Raw genomic sequence first — 19,988 nt, forward strand, 5'->3', positions numbered from 1 at the left:
ATTTATCACAACTTAATACGTTTATACCGTCATATCTAAGCTAGTCTTTAGAATTACCATAAGCATAACTATAATGATAGTTATATTTACTAGTTATACCCTGCACCATATCATTTAATACAATACCGTCTACGGTTACCCCACTTTTAGTCATTTGATTCACTGCATAAGAAACCTGACCTTCGATTGATTGATTATAACGGGTAATCATCAGTACTTTATCAGCATACTGTGCTGTAATAATTGCATCAGATACTGCTAATACTGGTGGCGTATCGATAATGATATAATCATAGATAGTGCTTAATTGTGCCAACATATTACTAAACTTATCAGTAGATAGAAGCGACCCTGGGTTATTAGGGTGTTTACCACGTGGCATGAAGTCTATGAATTCAAAGCTAGTTGCATGAATAAAGCTAGTTAAAGTAGCGTTAGGCTCTGTTAAATAGTCACCCAAGCCATTACGTTGATCAATGGTGAAGATTTTGTGAAGTTCTCCACGGCGCATATCACCGTCAATAATAATAACTTTCTTTTTTAATTGAGAGAAAGTCTCAGTCAGATTAGATGAGATAAATGATTTGCCAATACTTGGAGATTCACCAGAGATGACAATGACTTTACCTAGCTTAATGGCTTCGTCTTTATCTATATTGTCTAGAAGTTTAGCGACTTTAGCGACCGGTGGCATCGCAAATATTAGTGAGGTGCGTAGACTTTTTATACCTTCATAGCTTTGTCCATCATGATCTACCATTGATAGAAGGCGACGATTATCTTTCTTACTAAGATTAAAGGAAGTCTTAGATCTTGGAATAGTCGCAATAACGGGTACGCCTGTCTTGGCTTCAAGCTTGTCAGGATCTTTAACGGTATTACGTAATAGGCTTTTTAATAGAACTATTAAAGCACCCAACATAGTACCTAAAAATGTTGCTAACACCCAAATTTGTAGACGTTTAGGTGCGATAGGCTCGAAAGTATTGATTGGGGTGTCAACCACTCTAACATTACCAATTTCACCCGCTTGTGCAATCTTTAATTGTTCAAAGTTCTTAAGCATGGTGAGATAAATCTCACGGTTTATCTCCATGTCTTCCGACAACTGTAAAAATTCACGTTGGACATCGGGTAAATCCGATACCGTATTTTTGATCTCTTGACGTCTTTTATTAAGCACATCAAGCTGATCATTTATTTGAATGACTAAAGGATGCTCGCTGGTGTAGTACGTTAATAGTTCCGCTTTTTTAAGTTTTAATTCGCTTAAGCTACGCTCAATCTGAGCACTCTCTTCAAGCAGAATTTCTGCTTCTTTACCGACATCAATGGTACCGTATTCTTCGCGGAAGTCATTAAACGCTTGTTCTGACTGCTCTAACTTTTGTTTAAGTTCAGGAATTTGAGATTGCATAAACTTTAGCGTAGTCGAGGTTTGTTCCGTACCACGTGCTAAGTTTTGATCGAGGTAAGATTGAACCACATCACTTAATACACGACTGACTTGTTTTTGATCGTTACCGGTTAATGCCAGTTGAATAATACCCGTCTGTTTGCCCCGTTCAGAGACTGAAAGGTTGTTGCTTAATGCATTGATGGCCTCGGGTTTAGAAAGTTGGGCTATACTAAAAGTGCTACCCATAGGTAATGCAGACACATTAATACGGATGTCGCCTTCAGGTGTCTTTAAGGTAACCGGTGACCCTATAGTACCCGCATAACTTAGCATCTCTTCATTAAACTCTATACTAAGCTCAAAACCAGACTCAGTTGCGACTAATGTAAAATATTTGTCCTTAAATGATCTAGGTACATCAAATACTGTTACAGTTGCGGTACCGTTATCAGTGTCAAGATAAACCCCTTCTTCCGTACTAACTTGCGTCGGCACTCTAGACTGCGCAATACGATCTAAAAACCCAATCTCAGCATTATTTAAGCGCATGTCCAAGTGGAGCTTGTCTACAACAGGCTCTAAAACCATACGGGATTTTATTAATATGCTTTCCGTCTCTGCCTGACTGGTACTTTCGCCAACAAGATCAGATATATTAGAACCCAGTGCGGCCAACCCTTGCGACTTTTCATCGACTTGGATTAAGGCATCTGTTTTGAAAGTCGGCTGAACATAACGGCTATACGTTATACCAAGTGCAAGACCTAATAAAGCTAACGCTAAAATCGTTTTCCATCCACTTAGGATAACCCATAGCAAAGCAAGTAGATCAATTTCATCATCTGGTTGCGTCATTGACTTATTAGAATAGGGTGTGGTTTGAGTGCTCATATATTAGGTAGCTATATAGTTAATAATAGTTAATAAATAGTTCTTATGTTTAAAATTTTTTATTCGGGCTTTAGATTAAACCAGTTTATCCTGCCACTGCGCCAACCCATTTTTTATGTCTTTATAGGCAATTTCGAAGGCAGACTTATCCAATTTATACGGATCTGCTATATCCTTGCCTGACCAATGTCCTATCTTAAAGGTTTTACCACGGCAAAACGGCCATTGTGATTCAATCCATTTGGTTTGACTGTCTGACATGGTCAAAATCAAATCTGCCTCTAACGCCAGTTTCTCATCGATTTGCTTGGCCGTATGTTTGGTGATGTCTATATTCTGCGCCGCCATAATATCAATAGATTTCTGATCGGCAGGATGACCAACCAAAGCGCCAACGCCTGCCGAATCTATCTCTTTATTCGGAAACCTCTGTTTCAACAATGCCTCGGCAATCGGGCTTCTACAAATATTACCGACGCAAATCACTAAAATATTTTCAAAGGCCATAAGTTTATTATCCAAAATTTTTTAATCAGTTCATATTGAAATTTGATGGTGGAAAATAGTGAATCCTAATTATTGAATCCAAATAACCAACTATTATGTACAGTATTTGAAGCTATTAACTATAAATCGCCAAACTTATGGTCAAGTTAAATGGGTCAAGATAAACGGGTCAAGATAATCTATAAACTAGAAATCTGTCTAATAGCTGAGGTTGACGGTAATATCGAATTGATAAATCTAGACCAGCGCGTTAAGCCCGTTGGATCGACATATACAATGTCGTTGGGCTGCATTTTAAAGCGATTGGCCAATGCCAAATTGGTTACCGTTTGCAAATTAACCTGATAAATATCAGTATACGATTGACTGCCATAATCTCTAACGATATAAACCTTAGCCGCATCCGCTGTGTTTGAGTTTAGCCCTCTGGATTGACCGATGACTTGTGTTAAGGTGATGCCTTGATCTGGAATTTCTAACGGTTTTATCTCACCAAATTCGCCCAATACATAGACTTTATTACGATCACGGCTTTGTACACGTACTGAATCACCATCTTGTAAATATATCTGACTGGGGGAAATTCCCATATCTTGTAAGTCAGTTAAACCTAATTCGTACTGAGTACCATTGCGGGTCAAGATGACACTATTGTTATCACCTTCGGACGTCGTGCCACCTGCCATAGAGATAGCACCATAAAGCGATACGGGTGCATCCGCAATATTAAATTCGCCCGGTTGTCGCACTTCACCGTCTATGAAAAATTTACTGCCACGATAATTAACGATTTTAACTTGTGGATCGGGATATCTTAAATAGCGCTGCAATTGGCTGCGTAATTTGTCAGTAAATTGGCTAATGGTTAAGCCACTCGCTTGAATTCGTCCTATTAAAGGGAATTGAATATAGCCTTGTTGATCGACCGGGTAGCCTGATGCGTAAGGATTGGTTGCCGTGGTGATGGCAGTACTGGGGATAGGCGGGGTAATTTCAGGATAGCCAATTAAATTAATATTTAAGATATCACTGCTCGAAATGCGATATTCTGAACCACGGCGGTTATTCAATAATTCATTGACGCGGGCATTTTTTTGAGGGGAGGTTTTATAACTCGCAGTTTGGTTATTGACTGAATAAGGTGACGGTGCGGGTAAATTTGCAAGCGTTAACGGTTGAACATTAAACTGCATACCATTGTCTGCGACAAACGCACCATAAGCAGGTAGCTCTCCTGATTGCAAACCAGAATTGATCGACGTACATGATATTAAACCAGAAAATCCAACGACAGCAGTAAATAGTTTAAGGGTAGTCATAGCTTGATTGGTGCTCATATACATCCATCCACAAATCACAATAACGTTGATTCAGTTTAAAATACAGTATTTAACGCTCATTAATAACGAATAAATAAGCTAATTAATATGAAAGTTAATAGGTTCTATTTATCGCAATAAGGATAACATGCTTTAAAACAAAACTTATTATTTCCCTGCAAAAATATTTGGGTAATATAACAAATGTCATCATCATTTGCTTGAAAAATTATTATGACAGTTTTTTATCAATTAATAATAAATCATAAAAAGCTTTGTTCGCCAACTTTTGCAAATCTTTGAACTATTTACTAGCGATGATATTCTTATGCTATCAATAGCTATTAGATTTTGATGACCGAATTTGCATTATTACTTTAATTTTTCTGCCTTAGTTTAGGGCAACTGCCTAAGACTATCATTTAATTTGGACGAACATAAGCTTTTATGTGACTAAAAATTAGGCTAAACCAACTCCATATTTTGTTATTAATTGTTTTATATACAAATTTTAGCTATTTTTAGTTTTTAGACATCAATTATAGGATTCCATAATAAAACCCAGTTTAAGCATTTTGCTTAACTGGGTTAAATTATAAATAAACAACACACCATCTATGACATAGATTTTATTTGCTTAATAGCTGTTTGCTTAGTAGTTGTTTGCTTAATAGCTATTTGCTTACTAGCTATTTATTTTTTATTATAGCGTTATTTACTTAATTTTTCGCGGCCGTGTTCAGACATAAAGTCAATTTCGGGACCAAGCGGTACGATCAAGGTTGGATTGATCGTTTCATGACTGGCATAGTAATGCGTTTTGATGTGATCCATATTAACTGTTTCTGCCACGCCAGGTACTTGGTACAAATCACGGGTATAGCCCCAAAGGTTGGGGTAATCCACAATTCGTTTGATATTACATTTGAAATGACCGACATATACAGGGTCAAAACGAACCAATGTAGTAAACAAACGCCAGTCTGCTTCGGTTATGGTATCGCCTGTGAGATAACGCTTGTCGGCTAAACGGGCTTCGATAGTATCAAGCGCGTCAAACAATTGGGTGACCGCTTCGTTATAAGCCTCTTGAGTGGTGGCAAAACCAGATTTATAGACACCATTGTTGATATTGGGATAGACAAAGTCGTTTATCTTATCGATTTCATCACGCAAACTCTCAGGTAAAAAGTTCACGTCTTTATTACCACCAACGTCATCAAATGCAGAGTCGAACATACGAATGATTTCTGATGATTCATTACTCACTATTGTATTGTTCTTTTTATCCCATAATACGGGTACAGTAACCCGTCCAGTATAATCTGACTTAGCAGCAGTATAAATCTGGTGCATATAATCAGCATCAAATATGGGATCAGGGATAACGCCTTCACCCTCATCAAACGTCCAGCCATGCTCATGCATGAGTGGATGAACGACTGAAATAGGAATGAGGTCTTCAAGGCCTTTGAGCTTTCGATAAATTAAAGTACGGTGCGCCCAAGGACAGGCTAAAGAGACATATAAATGGTAACGGTTTGGTTCCGCTTTAAAGCCTTCGCTACCAGAAGGACCTGCGCTGCCATCGGCGGTTACCCAACTTCTAAAACGTGCTTTATCTCGCTCGAAGCGGCCGCCCGTTGAGTCGGTATCGTACCATTTGTCTTTCCACGTACCATCTATTAGTAATCCCATTGGATACTCCTTTTAGTTTTACTTTAATATTCAAAAAATTTTTATATAAGAGTTTATGACATGACGCTATAATAAAGATTCTGGTGATGAGTTTAAACAGAGAAATGCGGAACTAATTGTTCTATTAAACAGAACAAAGCATTGTTAAACTCTTATTTAATTATCTAATATATACACAATGTGATTGTGAATTATTTACTTCTATAATTTGCTTTATTATTTTGTTTTATTATTTTGCTTTTTAATTTAAGGCATCGCTTTTAAATCAACTCTATTTCAACGCCACTTAATAGACCCTAAATAATCAGTTAGAAAGCCCTATAATTTATTTGATTTCAAATGTAGTTTTTTAAAGAATTCTAGGGTAGGATATTGCCACATTTGAGCACGGTATATTGTGAACGTCTGTTAACTAGTGTATGGGCTTTAATATATTTATTTAGATTTAAAACCCTATTATGATACATAAGTCTTTAGGCATACGTGTTTATGTCAATTGTTCTTTATTGCCTTTATTCTACATAACCTCTAACCATGAGTGAGACTGTTTCTATGCCGCCTAACGAACTTTCTTCAGCGACTTCGCCTCCTGATTCTAAACTTCAAAAAGCACCATCAAACTCAAAAAGCACCTTACTACAGATCCGCGGTGTCAGTAAGTCATATGATGGCACTTCTGTTTTAGACAATATCGATTTAGATATTTATGATGGGGAGTTTCTGACATTATTAGGCCCATCAGGGTGTGGTAAAACCACGTTACTGCGTTTAATAGGTGGCTTTGAGATGCCTGATACGGGATCCATTGAGCTTGAAGGTTCGAGCATTACGCATTTGCCTGCTGAGAAACGTCCGATTAACACGGTGTTTCAGCAATATGCGCTATTTCCACATATGACGGTATTTGAAAATATTGCGTATGGTTTAAAATTAAAAAAAATCCCAAAAGCTGAAATAAATCTGCGCGTTAAAGACGCTCTGGCCATGGTACAGCTCGAACATACCCTAAATAGACGACCTCAAGATTTATCTGGTGGACAGCAGCAGCGCATTGCAATTGCTCGAGCTGTGGTAAACAGACCTAAGATGCTGTTACTTGATGAGCCCTTATCTGCACTTGATGCTAAGCTGCGGGTACAAATGCAATCAGAGCTAAAGCGCATGCAGCGTGAGCTTGGGATTACCTTCGTGTTTGTAACGCACGATCAAGAAGAAGCGTTGTCCATGTCTGATCGTATTGCCGTCATGAAAGCGGGTAAGTTTCAACAGATTGACAGTCCTATTGGAATTTATGAATCGCCGGCCAACTTATTTACGGCAAACTTTATTGGTGAAACCAACTTATTTAAAGCGTGCGTGCTTGAAGTCAACGACAGGCGCATTAAAGTAGAAGTCACTGAGCAGTCAGAAGGCTATCACCCCATACGCGATCTGCCAAAACCAAAATTTGATGTTAAAATTGGCCAAAGTATCAATCTTTTACTACGTCCAGAAGACATTCGGGTGTATTACTTAAACGAAGGATACGATGGACTGGTGGGGCATGTGATTGATAGTGCTTATAAAGGCAGTACGCTAGATTCGGTGATAAAGCTTCAAAACGGCAATATGATTAAAGCCTCTGAGTACTTTAATGAGGACGATCCAAATTTTGATTACAAACTTGGTCAAGAAGTTCGAGTAGACTGGGTCGATGGTTGGGAGTGGATTTTACCGGATGAATAAATCAACTGTACCTGATAACGCAAACTCAACGCCAAACTCAACATCTGACTTTAACTCTACTCTTAACCCTATTTCTAAAAGTAGTAGCGCTTCGGTTCCCTTATTTCAACGTGTGTCATTACTTATTATATGGGCATGGTTAATTATATTTGCATTGCTTCCTAACTTATTGGTAGTGCTTGCAAGCTTCTTAACCCGTGACGATGATACATTTTTGTCTCTACCGTTAACCGCCGACAGCTACTTACGCTTTGCCGATCCTTTGTATGTCAAAGTGTTTTTGCACTCATTAAGCATGGCATCTATCACCACGATCATTTGTTTGTTGCTAGGTTATCCATTTGCGTGGCTGGTAAGCCGAGTATCTAAACGTTGGCAGACATTTTTAATGCTGTTATTAATCATTCCTTTTTGGACCAATTCATTAGTGCGTCTGTATGCGGTCAAGTTGATCATTGCTGCTAACGGATTATTGAGTACCGCATTAATAACGATGGGTATTATTGATGAGCCATTACAAATCCTGTATACGCAAAAAGCCGTGATAGGCGGGCTCGTTTATCTGTTGTTTCCTTTTATGGTATTGCCACTTTATGCGGTGTTTACGGACATGCGTGATGATTTATTGCTGGCTTCAAAAGATCTGGGCGCAAGTAAGCTGCAAACGTTCTGGCATGTGGTGTTGCCTTTGACAACCCCAGGTATTATTTCGGGCGTACTTTTGGTGCTGCTTCCAGCGATGGGGATGTTTTATGTGGCAGATATCTTAGGTGGATCACGAAATTTATTGGTGGGTAATATTATCAAGTCACAGTTTTTGGATGCGCGCGACTGGCCCTTTGGTGCGGCTGCCAGTGTGTTACTGACTTTGACGATGGCGATATTAATAGCAGCGTATTATGCCAGTAGCAAACGTATCGGCAAGACTGATTATAATGAAGTGGCTTAGGGGTGGGCAGTATGAATAGTAGTCTTAGATGGCTGTCTCGCCTATATTTGGTGCTGATTTATATCATTTTATTTGCGCCGATCTTGGTCATGGTGGTGTTTTCATTTAATGCCTCCAAAGTTGGGTATCATTGGGGCGGTCTGAGCCTAGACTGGTATCGTGAACTGTTTAATAACGAAGCCATGATTAAAGCGGCTATAAATTCAGTTATTTTAGCCGTGGTGGCTGCAACGGTGACTACCCTTATTGGTGGCCTGACCGCATTATCATTTCAGCGGTACGATATTAAGGGTAAAGGTGTCCTACAAAGCTTGCTGTTTGTGCTCATGATGTCGCCTGAGATTGTACTGGCTATCTCATTATTGGCATTATTCTTAATCATAGGTATTGAGCTTGGGTTTGTGACTTTGCTGCTCGCACACATCACGTTCTGCTTGCCATTTGTGGTCATTACCGTTTCTGCACGTTTATCAAGCTTGGATAATAGTGTTATTGAAGCGGCACGCGACTTAGGTGCTAGTGAGTTTACGATGATTCGCACAGTTTTGGTTCCCATCGTCATGCCAGCGGTATTGGCAGGGTGGGTATTGGCATTCACCTTATCGCTTGATGACGTGGTGGTATCGACGTTCAATACCAGTGCAAGTTTTGAGATATTACCCTTACAAATTTATTCGATGGTACGTGTTGGGGTCAAACCTGAAGTAAACGCAGTGGGTACCATACTACTGGCTATCTCGTTAGTAGGCTTGGTGATTGCTCAGCTTTTATTACTCAAAAAACGCTAGAGACTCAAAAGCTGCGTGTAATAGACTAATAAATAGCGATAGCAGTTATGGTATTGAAGAGATGGCGTTAGACAGTTAAGGAATAGTGATGTCAAATGAAGTAGATAAATTTAATAAAAAATGCAGACCTAATAATAAACCACTAAGTCGACGCCGATTTTTAGAATTAACTGGCATTGGGGCGGCCTCGCTAACAAGTATGGCAGGTATAACGGGCCTAACCAGTATGGGGATGCTAACAGGGTGTCAACCTAATAGTCCGGAGATTGAAGGAGATACCCTCAGTGCAGATACACGAATCGATTCGGACAATGTGGTTAACGTCTACAATTGGACGGAGTACATCGCAGACAGTGTCTTAGAAGCTTTCACTGAAGAGACAGGCATCGATGTGGTGTATAGCACGTTTGACTCCAATGAAGCGATGTATGCCAAGCTCAAACTTATGGGCAATAGGGGGGATTATGATGTCATATTTCCCAGTACGGATTTTGTCGATAAAATGCGTAAAGAGAGCATGCTCGAAGCCATCGATTTAGACAAACTAAATAACTTCAAATACTTAAATCCAAACTTTCTAGACATTCCTGTCGATCCGAACAATCAATATAGCATACCGTATTTGTGGGGATCATCGGGTATTGCGGTAAATACCAACCGTGTTGATTTTGAAGATATTACTTCGTGGGAAGATCTGTGGCTACCTAAATATAAAGGTAGGGTAATGCTAATGAATGACATGCGCGATGTGTTTGGGTTTAGCCTATTGACCCTAGGTTATTCTATGTCTACCGAAGACCCTGAGCATATTAGAGCGGCTTATGAGAAGCTTGCTAAAATGATGCCCAATGTACGTACGTTCAATTCAGATGCACCCCGCATGCCGTTTTTGGAAGGGGAGACCTATCTAGGTATGGTGTGGAATGGCGAGGTGATCATGGCGCAAGATGAAGGGATGCCGGAGCTTGACTTTGTGTACCCAGAAGAGGGCGCTATTATGTGGATGGACAATATGTGCATACCTAAGAACGCTAAGAATGTAAAAAATGCACACACTTTCATAAACTTCTTACTGCGACCAGAGAATTCTGCAATTATTAGTGAAGAGATAGGGTACGGATCGCCAAGCGACGCGGCCAAAGAGTTATTGCCCCAAGAAATTGCGAACAATCCGATTATTTATCCACCCGATGAGTTATTAGGACATGCTTTATTCCGTGGTGATGTGAGTGATAAAACTATGGCACTATATCAGCAATACTGGGACCGCTTAAAAGTAGACATGTGATTTAAGCAGGTTATCGAATTAAACGTCCTAAACAAGTCTATACATAAGCCGCATTGGGGCAGTGTGCTTGCTGTAATTCAGTATCCGTTGCTGCTCTTAGCTTTTGGATAGGAGATGACTGCTGCTCATCCCACTTGATGAGCTGCATATCTGCAAATTGTTCTAGCCAGCCTGTCATCGGCCAATGTTGCCATTGTTTATAAAAGCGATTGGCATTGATAATAATACTGTCTAAATGGTTTAAAGGGGGTCGATAGACACCGTGTTGTTGATGATAAACCACATCCCCAGTCAAATAAAACTTAATGCCTAATTCGCGAGCACGAAAGCTAAAGTCCGTATCTTCAGCGCCATAGCCTATATATTGCGTATCAAACCCGCCAATTTCATCAAACTTATGGACGTTTATTGCAAAACAAAGACTCCAAAACGCGCCATAGTCATCTGTTTGAATCATAGGTGTTTTAAAACTTGAGGCATCGCTGTTAACTTCAAAATTGTTATCTTTAAAATTACTATCTTCAAAACTGTAATCTTCAAAATTATTCTCGTTAAAATTATTTTCTTTAAAATTGCAGTCTTCAACCCTACTGTCCTTAATATTACTATCTTCAAAGTTACTGTCTTCAAAGTTAAAGCGGTAAGGATTGAACACCGACGTTGTATTGAGTTCGAACACTGACAATTGCCCACTGCGTAGCTTCACACATTCACTTTCTGATAACGGGCGCTCCAAATAACGAGGTTGACCCATGAGCAGCGCATCGGGATAGTGTGATAATTTAAATGTCAATTGTTCTATAAAACTGGGTGCCACAATACAATCCACATCTAAAAAAATCAGTTCGTTCTGGCTGGCATGTTTGGCGCCCAAATTACGATTGTGACCGATATCGAATTTAGTTTTAACCCTGTCTTTATTAACTAATGTCCTGCTAGTAGGTATCTTGACTATATTTAAGGCATAATCATCCAATAGGGATTGATCCGCATCATCATTAACGATAATAACCTCAAAGGGCTTTATTGTACCGACTTCTAAACTACTCAGCAGATTATACAAATGCGTGTTACGACCATAGCAGGTCGTGATGACACTAACCGCTGCCGTATTTTGATCCATTATTTCAATATTGTGAAGTGTGCTCATTATATGCCTATCTAAAATCGTTTTTTAAGAGTATTTATTAGGTTTAAGATTAAGCTGTGGCAACAACCACTGATCAAACCAAGGTTTGACTTTAGTATATTCAGATAAACTCTGCACAAAGCATCGAGCCTGAGATTTTTCAGTCGATGCCTTAGATTGAGTTCCATTGTATTGCGTGTCCAGCTGGGCCCGGGTATCTAGAAAGGAATTGTTTTCCTGATTCAACTGTTTAAAAGACTCAGTTAAATAGGTTTGCCAAGTTGTAAAGTCTTTAAGTGCTTGTGCGCCGTGTTCCGACATAAGCTGTTCATATTGATCCCAGTCCATCGCGCGATGCTGCGCAATAAGTGCTTGCGCCATAAATTCTTGTTCTTGATGCGGACGTTCATCAGGCAATACGACCAATGGTACTGCCACATCATAAACTTGTGCAATTGAATTTAGTCCGCATGCCATAATGACACAGTGACTATGCTCTATATAAGGCATAACATCGTCAACATGCTCTGCTAAATCTACATAAGATCGAACCTCTTCATCAATAGGCCCAAGAGATATAATATATGCTTCGGGTAATAGCTTGCGTAGGGTAGCAAGTCTTTTATCTATCGCTGCATGACCGCCATAGCCTTTGATGACTGTAACGATAGTACGATCTGATAGGTTTAGAGTTTCTGAATTGTTATCGGGTTTAAATGATTCAACACTATCCGTCGACTGAACGCCTTGACTATCGTGCATTGATTGTAAATTGACAACGAATTTAGCAAACGATTGGCTATGGGCTGAGTTAGATTGAATAAAATCCAAATATAGTGATTTTCTAGATAGCCAATTTGGCGTTATATTAAGATCTAAAGCTTTGGGGTAAGGTACTACCATTGCAAGTGCACCGGCAAACGCAGATAAATGGGGTAGATCATCACGACGTCCGGGTAGTCTCACATACAAATAAGGAATGCTGGCTGCACGGCATAACATGGCAATTTCAACACTGACATCCACGATCATAAGTGTAATATTGCGCTCATGAATTGCTTGAATGATTTGATAAGAACGAGTTTGGATGTCTGAATTACCGACAGGCGAGTAATGCAAACAATGAGGTTGCCAATACTCACCAGCGCGGCCTGGAAGCACATCATCCGGGCGCTCATCTTCAGCGTTAAGTCTAATAACCTGTGTTTCGGCTATAGAGCTAAACTGATAATCATGAGCGGGCACGCTTGTGAAAACAGTAAATTTATATCTCATTTCAGACGACATCAGGCCCGCCAATTTATCTGCCATTCGGCAATGACCAGACCCATGATGATGTGCATAGTATCCTATATTCATTAAGCCACTACTTATTTAGTTGATTGGATGAATGATTGGTTTTTGTATGAGTTCCAGTATCAGTTACAGTATCAGGTACAGTATGAATACTGGTAACTGGTAACTGGTAACTGGTAACTGGCAGATTGCCAAACCGCCTAGCCGTCTAACTGATTATAAGTTCAGGAGACTAGTTATGAAGACTCATCATGTTGGGCTGCTCTACGTTTTGAATCCAATGAAATCTTATAACGTTTAATACTTTCAGGGTCGTTTAGATTAAATTCATTGGTGATGCGTTCAGAGTTACTATGTTTAGATAGATCCTGCTCATAAGCACCCTGATCAACTCGTGCATCTGGATCCATGTCTTCGGTTAGATCTTCGAATTCTTCGAATTCTTCATGCTGATATTCTTTAGAAGAATATTTAGATTTGTTTGACCCTTTCGATCTGTTCAACATACTAGACTGGTTTTGATTGTTAGTTTGATTATGATGCAAGTCAGATATTGGCAGCAGAGCCAACGTAGAGTAATAAAGCGCTAAATAGCCTTCTACCATGTTTTGAACAGAACAGAACTCAACAGCACGATTGCGGCACGCTTTTCTTGATATGTTTTGAATAGCCTCAAAGCCATTTATAAAAGCATTTTTATCTTCTTTAGGAACGATAATACCGGTATCAGAGGTTATAATTTCTGAGCTTGCACCTGCATCGAAACCTAGCACTGGCGTACCACAAGCCAAGCTTTCAGCTAAAGTAAGTCCATAGGGCTCACCCCAAGTGCTTGTAAACAGCATGGCAGTAGAACGACATAAATAATCGTTAATTTCAGGTTTGGTTAAATGTCCAAGGTAAGTAAATAGTTTGTTTTCACCTTTTTTGGCGTCTGCGTCAAGTAGGGGTTTTACGTGTTCATCAAAGTAGCCTTGATTGCTTTTAGGCCCTGCGATAACAAGTTTCTTATTAGCTTCTAGACAATATTTAAGGGCCAAATGTGTCCCTTTTTCTGGACATATACGGCCACACCAAAAATAAACCTCATCGTCGATAGGTTCCAAATTATAATCAAATGACGCCACATCTATCCCATTATAGACGACTTTTGTAGGCACATATTCCGAAAACAGCTGTTGTTGATAGGCGCTAACCGCCGTAAATTGAGTACTGGTGCCACGCGTTAATGTTACTAAAGCTAAATGCAGGGCAGGGAACATCGGAGTATGAAATGTGGTAAAAAATTGAGACCCTAACGCTTGTCCCGTCATCATCGGAATGTGATGTAAGCTATGGTTATGGACAATATCAATATCCCCATTTTCATATCGCTCAATAATATCTCTCAAAGCAATCTGATAAGCCAAATAGCTATACAGCTCATCACGCCCCATGGATAAATTTTTGGGTCCCGTTTCACCAATAAGCGTATCGAATTCATCTTCTGACATTAAAGGCATCAAAGTAGCTTTAGTTTGACTATCTTTGTGCGCATATAAAAGGACGTCATGTCCAAGCGCGACCAACTCATCGCAGATTGATTGAGTCATTTTTTCAAGCCCGCCTGCAAAGGGTTCAGCAATCGGGTATAAAGAATGGGCTATAATGGCGATACGTAGCGGCGCTTTGGTATTAGTGATGGCTGATGACATAAGATTCCCAAGTAAATATATAAATTAAGTTGTTGTACGATTAATGAAATTGAGTAATAGTATCAATCAATATAAGCGAATGCAGTTAGACCCTAAACAATTGAACGGTTAAGAGATTAACCTTTTAAGGTACATTAGTTGATTTGGTCGCCAAATCATAAAGCGCTATTCAAAATTTTTAAAAAATTTCTAGACATCAAATTTGACGGTCTACCTAGTGATTTCATAATTAAGTAAGATATAATCATCCGCCTTAAACAATGTACTGACCTATAGCAGACAACGCAAAGTTCAAAGCTTAAGCTTTAATGGCTTTTATCTATTATCTTTTATCTATTATCATTTATTTAGGTAGTTAAGGTTTATAGGAACATAGAACTCATCATTTTTTGAGGTGACAGAGTTTGCAGACTATTGAGTTATCCGATGAGCCAGTTTACCTGTATTGCTTTTATACAATTGATGAGACTGACTAAACTGTACACTACTTGATAGCCCATAAGCTTTTGAGCCACTAACATCACTACGCACATAGCCACTAAAATTCGCACCTTTATAACCGCTGACATTACTAGTAACGTCCTCATTAAAGCCTATATCAGAATCATTATTTATTTGAGCACTCGATGATGCTATAGGTCGTTGCGAGGTAACAATAGGCGTTTGAGTGGTTATAAAATTCTGAATAGCAGTGATAATCCCACCAAGTTTGATAATAAAAAAGACGATGGCGGTTACAAATATTAAGGGAGAATAAAAACTGCTTAGCGGCGATACCATCAGAACTGTTAATACGTTTAAAATGAGCAAAAGCTTTGGAACTACTCTAAAGTTCTCAACCCATTCCGATTTAGTATTAATACGCAACTGCTGTTTTGGAGTACACATAAAAGGTTTGGACTTGCCTAACAGTACAGGTGTCCATGATAAAGCGCCTAATTCCCAAAAGGTTAAGTGTAATAACCACGTAGATACTCTATGCGTTATGGTCTGTTTCCTATAAGTAGGCTTATCTTCTACAGGCTTGTTGATGACAGGTTTAGTAATAACAAGCTTATTAATGACAGGCTGATTATTCGTAGCAAATTGATTGTCCGTAAACGTCTGATTGTTCTCAATGCCATTGCTATCTCTATGCAATGAAGATGTGTACGAATTGAATGTTGGATAACTATGTTTATTAATTTGTGAGCTGACGCTATCGGCCTGACTAAACGGTGATTTGTCTAATAAATAAGCCGCTAACCGTCTTAAGACAAATACAGTGTAGCTGACATAAACCAGTGCTAGAATAATCTGAACCAGCGCAGTCGGAATGGAAACCACTAAAGATGCTGCGATAAGGATTAACGCAATGATATGCAAGATGATTGATGGGCCTGTAAAATTGACCCATGCGGTAAGCTGTGAAAAATGTGCAAACCAGTACGCCAGTTGTTCACGTAAGCCTTTATGGGACTTTGATGACCCTTTGAAGTACTGGCTAAGTACTTGCATGTTACCGTAAATCCAGCGGCGGCGTTGCGATATTAAGTCTTTAAGCGTATTGGGCAGTAAGCCAGTGGCAATGACTTGGGGAACAAACTGACTACGCATGCCATGACGATGCATGGAGACACCCATTTGCGCATCTTCCGTTATAGACGCAGAAGACCATCCTCCAAGTCTCACTAGCTTGGCATGATTAATAACCGCATAGGTACCCGTTGATAATGCGCGCGAGGCATTAAAATCACGATAGATATGATGATTAAAATAATGATTTAATTCGCTATGAACCTGCGCTTTATCTTCACTGCGATAAAACTGCGGAAACTGTAATAAGCTGTGATTCGGGAATTGATGTATTGCCTCTGCTATTGTTAATCTAGCGTAGGGCAGCGCTTGATAATCACTATCAACCACCACGATGTGTGAGCACTTGGGGTCCATCAAGTCTAACGCGAGATTCAAGGCACCCGCTTTGTACCCATCTACTTTATCAAAGTGATGAAATTGCACGTTCAGATCAGGATTTAAACGCTCGCAATACTCGGCTAAAGGCTGATACAAATCAGTCTTTTGGTTGTTATTATCTATGATAAGTATTTCATCTTGAGGTGCTATGATTGAAAGTAAAGACTCAATCGTATCTATCACCAGGCTAGGCGGCTCAGCACAGGTCATGATTTGAAAACTAAGCGCTATTTTAGAATTAGCACTTTCATTTCCACTCGCAGTTTCATTCACTGAGCTGCTTTGTAAACAGCTACTTTTTAAAGAGCTACCCTGTACATAGTTATTTTGATAGGGGTTATGTAGTGAAGTGCCACCATTAAATTCGCTGTGATTAGTATGACCTTTATAAATCTGATCGTTATTAATATAATCGTAATTATGACTTTTAACAAAGTCCATTTGTTTTAAAAGGTCGGTATCAAAGTAATCGGTATCAAAGTATTCGGTATCAAAGTAAAGAGGTGACGTGTCTTTTTTAGATATAGTTGACTTAATATATAACATTGACTCTTTTACCAATGAATCATCAATGAGCTTTTTAGAATTTGTTGTATTCATCCATGTACCTTAGCTTCGATATGCCAATAAAGAGATGTGTAAATATTGGCGACCAAATGACATATAGCTAAGCCAATAAAATTTATTATTTAAAATTTTTGAATAGTTAGTTTCTTAGGGTCTATATTTTTTAGGTCTAATTACCTTCTACATTAAATTTATAGTCAAATCTATAAATAAAAGTAATACATATATTTAAAAAAATAAGAACGAATGTAAACTGTTAAGTAAAATTAATTAAAAATTTTACTTAAAACATTTTAATTTAGTTGATGAGGTTATTGGGTTAAATTGGTTATCTAATACGCTATTATATGTAAACACTGCAACATTTATGCCGTATTAAACTATAAAGCTAATACATTGAAACGTATAAAAAGAAAACAGATACTAAGTTTAAGCTAAATTTTTATTATTTGAGTTATTTTTTAGAAAAAACCAACCTAGCTTAAACGTATAATAAAAAATTATACGATTTGAATATGTCTTATTGATGACAAAATAAATTAGGGTATATAAATAGTTTTTCTGGATTACGATATATGCAGATTAGAATTGCACCAACTAAGTGGTCTAAGCTATCTAATCCATCACAACTGGTAAATATATTATAACTTCAACACCAGAGAAGGGTTTAGCCGATCCTATGCTTGGGATTTTTTCAAAGTTTTGATAGTCGTTATGAGGGTGATGTTGAGTAGGTTTATGAGTATTTAAAGAAGCTTCAAGATTATCAAAAGCTTCAAGATTATGAATAGTTACCATACCGTCGTGACGTTCAATAACCTGTTTCACTAACGTAAGTCCCAAGCCTGTTCCTTTTTTACCACCAGATTGACTCGATGTTTGCATTGGTTGTGCGTTGTGGATGGCATTTTGAGTAAAGGGCTGGCTAGAGGACGTATTCGCTTTAGAAGCTTGCTGTTGATGCTGATGCGACAGACTAAAGTAGCGGTCAAAAACTTTTTCTAATGCATATTCAGGAATCAAATCTCCATCATTAATAAATGACATCTTAATAAACTCGATGTTATGAATGGTTTCAATAGATAGTTTAATAAGCACTTTGCTTTGCGCAAAGTACAGCGCATTGTCTATAACATTCTGTAGAGCTTGAGTTATCCAAAACTCATCCGCCAAGATTAGTTTATTTTTATTTGTAAAATCGGTGCTTATATTATTTAGATCAGTATTTGAACTATTGTTTAAGTGAGTTCTTAGATGCGAGCCAGATACATCGATTTGATCAGTGTTTGTTATCGTGTCTGCTGTAGCATCTAAAACATAGTCAGCGTAAGCGGTGGAGTCTGTCAAAAAAGGTGTGATTTGATTCACGTATTCTATTTTGACATGTTGATTTTGGCGCTGTATTTCACTACTTGCAATGAGTGTTTTTATTAAGTCATTTGGATCAATCAGATGCATGCTTAGCTTAAAAGTCGGCTGTTCAATTTTTGCCAATAACAATAGTCTATCGATTAGTGATTGAAGTTTGATACTTTGCTCAGTAATGGTTTGACTGAGCATAAGCCGATCGTCACTGTCTAAGTCGGTTTCTTCAAGAAGCTCACCACTGGCTCTAATAGCCGTTAGGGGGCTTTTTAATTCATGGGTTAAGGTATGCACATAATCGGTAACATATGCTCGGTTTTCTAAACGGTGCTTCATGCTTTCAATGGTATCGCTCAATTCATTTAGCTCTCGACCTAAGTAAAAGTAAGGCTTTTTTGCCTCTTGCGCTAATGATTGAGTGTAGCGGGTGACCAACAACGTACTTTGTCTTAACCACCACGCGACCAGCCCCGCCATAATTAAGGTGATAATACTGACATACAAGGATGCGGTAAGCATTTGTTTGCGCGTTGCATCGAGATATGGTGTCACCGTTGAAGTAGGTTTACCGACACTGACGATACCAATTATCTCATCCTTATTGGTAGAGCTATAAATAGGCTGTGCCACATACATGACGGAGGTGGACGGGTCATCTTCAATAATACGGGTAGTACGAGCACCATATTTTCCATTCAAAGTTAATCTAACATCATTCCATCTTGAATAGTCCTTACCTTCGGCATTGGAATAATTATCCAATCCATCACTGGGTAGGGAGTCGTAAATTACAATACCGTTGGCATCAGTGACGTATATACGAAAGCTGCTTCGAGTCTTTTTATGATACCAATTATCTTTTAAAGAGGCGTCGTTTTTTTTACTAAAAGCAGAGGATCTATTTTCTAAATAAACAGACTCAGAAGAAGCGGACTCGACCGCATCTAGATTCGAAAGTTCCGACTTTGCAGCTTCTGGCTTTAAAAATTTTTTTTTAGGTTCAGGGTTATTAAGTTCTTTGGGAATCAGGGTGGTAGGGGATAAGTTAGGCTCCAAAAAAGCATCGTCAAGCATGGCTTGATAATTTGGATCATAAATATTACCAGACTCAACCGCCAATCGAAGACTTGTTGCTAACAACTTGGAGGTATCAACTAAGGTATCTTCGATCACTTGACGGGTAATGGGACGTACAAAATTAAATAGCTGATTAAAAACAACAATGCCTGAAATAATAACGATGATACCAACGGCGATCCATATTCTAAAAAACAAACTCAGATTTAAAATCTTGTCCGGTTTCTGCTCTTGATGGGTCGGCGGTGTGTCTTTGCCTATGGGATGCAGTTTGGAATACCAGTTGTTAGTATGGGGTGAATCAGTCATATTAATTTCAATTTATTTTGAACGTACTTTT

General features: G+C 38.7%; 13 protein-coding genes. 4 read left to right on the forward strand and 9 right to left on the reverse strand.

The window, feature by feature from the left end; translation table 11 throughout:
* Nucleotides 1-40: 40 nt before the first annotated feature.
* The 4 genes from AC2SLP_RS02070 to AC2SLP_RS02085 form a co-directional block, all read right to left on the reverse strand.
* Complete coding sequence (locus tag AC2SLP_RS02070; RefSeq protein WP_486534962.1) at nt 41-2,290, reverse strand: polysaccharide biosynthesis tyrosine autokinase; 2,250 nt, start codon at nt 2,288-2,290, stop codon at nt 41-43.
* Between the two features lie 75 nt (nt 2,291-2,365).
* Nucleotides 2,366-2,797 carry a low molecular weight protein-tyrosine-phosphatase gene (locus tag AC2SLP_RS02075; protein ID WP_486534963.1) on the reverse strand — a complete coding sequence of 144 codons (432 nt, stop codon included), beginning with the start codon at nt 2,795-2,797 and terminating at the stop codon, nt 2,366-2,368.
* 179 nt (nt 2,798-2,976) lie between these two features.
* A complete protein-coding gene (locus AC2SLP_RS02080; protein WP_486534964.1) occupies nt 2,977-4,134 on the reverse strand; it encodes a polysaccharide biosynthesis/export family protein in 1,158 nt (385 codons plus the stop codon).
* Between the two features lie 693 nt (nt 4,135-4,827).
* A complete protein-coding gene (locus AC2SLP_RS02085; protein ID WP_486534965.1) occupies nt 4,828-5,814 on the reverse strand; it encodes a glutathione S-transferase family protein in 987 nt (328 codons plus the stop codon).
* Between the two features lie 552 nt (nt 5,815-6,366).
* On the opposite strand from AC2SLP_RS02085, the gene potA reads away from it, so the two are divergent.
* From potA to AC2SLP_RS02105, 4 genes are all read left to right on the forward strand, one after another.
* A complete protein-coding gene (gene potA / locus AC2SLP_RS02090) occupies nt 6,367-7,539 on the forward strand; it encodes a spermidine/putrescine ABC transporter ATP-binding protein PotA (protein ID WP_486534966.1) in 1,173 nt (390 codons plus the stop codon).
* On the forward strand, nt 7,532-8,488 hold the full coding sequence (gene potB, locus AC2SLP_RS02095; RefSeq protein WP_486534967.1) for a spermidine/putrescine ABC transporter permease PotB: 957 nt from the start codon (nt 7,532-7,534) through the stop codon (nt 8,486-8,488). Before potA ends, potB begins: the two co-directional genes overlap by 8 nt.
* Nucleotides 8,489-8,499: 11 nt before the next feature.
* Complete coding sequence (gene potC, locus AC2SLP_RS02100) at nt 8,500-9,276, forward strand: spermidine/putrescine ABC transporter permease PotC (RefSeq protein WP_486534968.1); 777 nt, start codon at nt 8,500-8,502, stop codon at nt 9,274-9,276.
* A gap of 88 nt (nt 9,277-9,364) precedes the next feature.
* Entirely contained in the window at nt 9,365-10,564 is a 1,200-nt protein-coding gene (locus AC2SLP_RS02105; RefSeq protein ID WP_486534969.1) for an ABC transporter substrate-binding protein, read from the forward strand.
* Nucleotides 10,565-10,601: 37 nt separating this feature from the next.
* Here AC2SLP_RS02105 and AC2SLP_RS02110 read toward each other — a convergent pair whose 3' ends face one another.
* The 5 genes from AC2SLP_RS02110 to creC all read right to left on the reverse strand — a co-directional run bounded on the left by AC2SLP_RS02110 (nt 10,602) and on the right by creC (nt 19,957).
* A complete protein-coding gene (locus tag AC2SLP_RS02110) occupies nt 10,602-11,714 on the reverse strand; it encodes a glycosyltransferase (RefSeq protein WP_486534970.1) in 1,113 nt (370 codons plus the stop codon).
* Nucleotides 11,715-11,738: 24 nt separating this feature from the next.
* Complete coding sequence (locus AC2SLP_RS02115) at nt 11,739-13,052, reverse strand: hypothetical protein (RefSeq protein ID WP_486534971.1); 1,314 nt, start codon at nt 13,050-13,052, stop codon at nt 11,739-11,741.
* A 173-nt stretch (nt 13,053-13,225) separates the two neighbouring features.
* Nucleotides 13,226-14,683 (reverse strand): glycosyltransferase, encoded by a 1,458-nt coding sequence (locus AC2SLP_RS02120; protein WP_486534972.1) that lies wholly within the window; start codon nt 14,681-14,683, stop codon nt 13,226-13,228.
* 411 nt (nt 14,684-15,094) lie between these two features.
* Nucleotides 15,095-17,239 carry a glycosyltransferase family 2 protein gene (locus AC2SLP_RS02125; protein WP_486534973.1) on the reverse strand — a complete coding sequence of 715 codons (2,145 nt, stop codon included), beginning with the start codon at nt 17,237-17,239 and terminating at the stop codon, nt 15,095-15,097.
* Nucleotides 17,240-17,821: 582 nt separating this feature from the next.
* Complete coding sequence (gene creC, locus AC2SLP_RS02130; protein ID WP_486534974.1) at nt 17,822-19,957, reverse strand: two-component system sensor histidine kinase CreC; 2,136 nt, start codon at nt 19,955-19,957, stop codon at nt 17,822-17,824.
* Between the last annotated feature and the right edge of the window lie 31 nt (nt 19,958-19,988).

This window comes from Psychrobacter sp. CX21 (assembly GCF_057396255.1).

Coding starts and splice junctions, on each gene's coding strand:
- AC2SLP_RS02070 (WP_486534962.1), bottom strand. CDS start 2,290: ATGAGCACTCAAACCACACCCTATTCTAATAAGTCAATGACGCAACCA.
- AC2SLP_RS02075 (WP_486534963.1), bottom strand. CDS start 2,797: ATGGCCTTTGAAAATATTTTAGTGATTTGCGTCGGTAATATTTGTAGA.
- AC2SLP_RS02080 (WP_486534964.1), bottom strand. CDS start 4,134: ATGAGCACCAATCAAGCTATGACTACCCTTAAACTATTTACTGCTGTC.
- AC2SLP_RS02085 (WP_486534965.1), bottom strand. CDS start 5,814: ATGGGATTACTAATAGATGGTACGTGGAAAGACAAATGGTACGATACC.
- potA (WP_486534966.1), top strand. CDS start 6,367: ATGCCGCCTAACGAACTTTCTTCAGCGACTTCGCCTCCTGATTCTAAA.
- potB (WP_486534967.1), top strand. CDS start 7,532: ATGAATAAATCAACTGTACCTGATAACGCAAACTCAACGCCAAACTCA.
- potC (WP_486534968.1), top strand. CDS start 8,500: ATGAATAGTAGTCTTAGATGGCTGTCTCGCCTATATTTGGTGCTGATT.
- AC2SLP_RS02105 (WP_486534969.1), top strand. CDS start 9,365: ATGTCAAATGAAGTAGATAAATTTAATAAAAAATGCAGACCTAATAAT.
- AC2SLP_RS02110 (WP_486534970.1), bottom strand. CDS start 11,714: ATGAGCACACTTCACAATATTGAAATAATGGATCAAAATACGGCAGCG.
- AC2SLP_RS02115 (WP_486534971.1), bottom strand. CDS start 13,052: ATGAATATAGGATACTATGCACATCATCATGGGTCTGGTCATTGCCGA.
- AC2SLP_RS02120 (WP_486534972.1), bottom strand. CDS start 14,683: ATGTCATCAGCCATCACTAATACCAAAGCGCCGCTACGTATCGCCATT.
- AC2SLP_RS02125 (WP_486534973.1), bottom strand. CDS start 17,239: ATGAATACAACAAATTCTAAAAAGCTCATTGATGATTCATTGGTAAAA.
- creC (WP_486534974.1), bottom strand. CDS start 19,957: ATGACTGATTCACCCCATACTAACAACTGGTATTCCAAACTGCATCCC.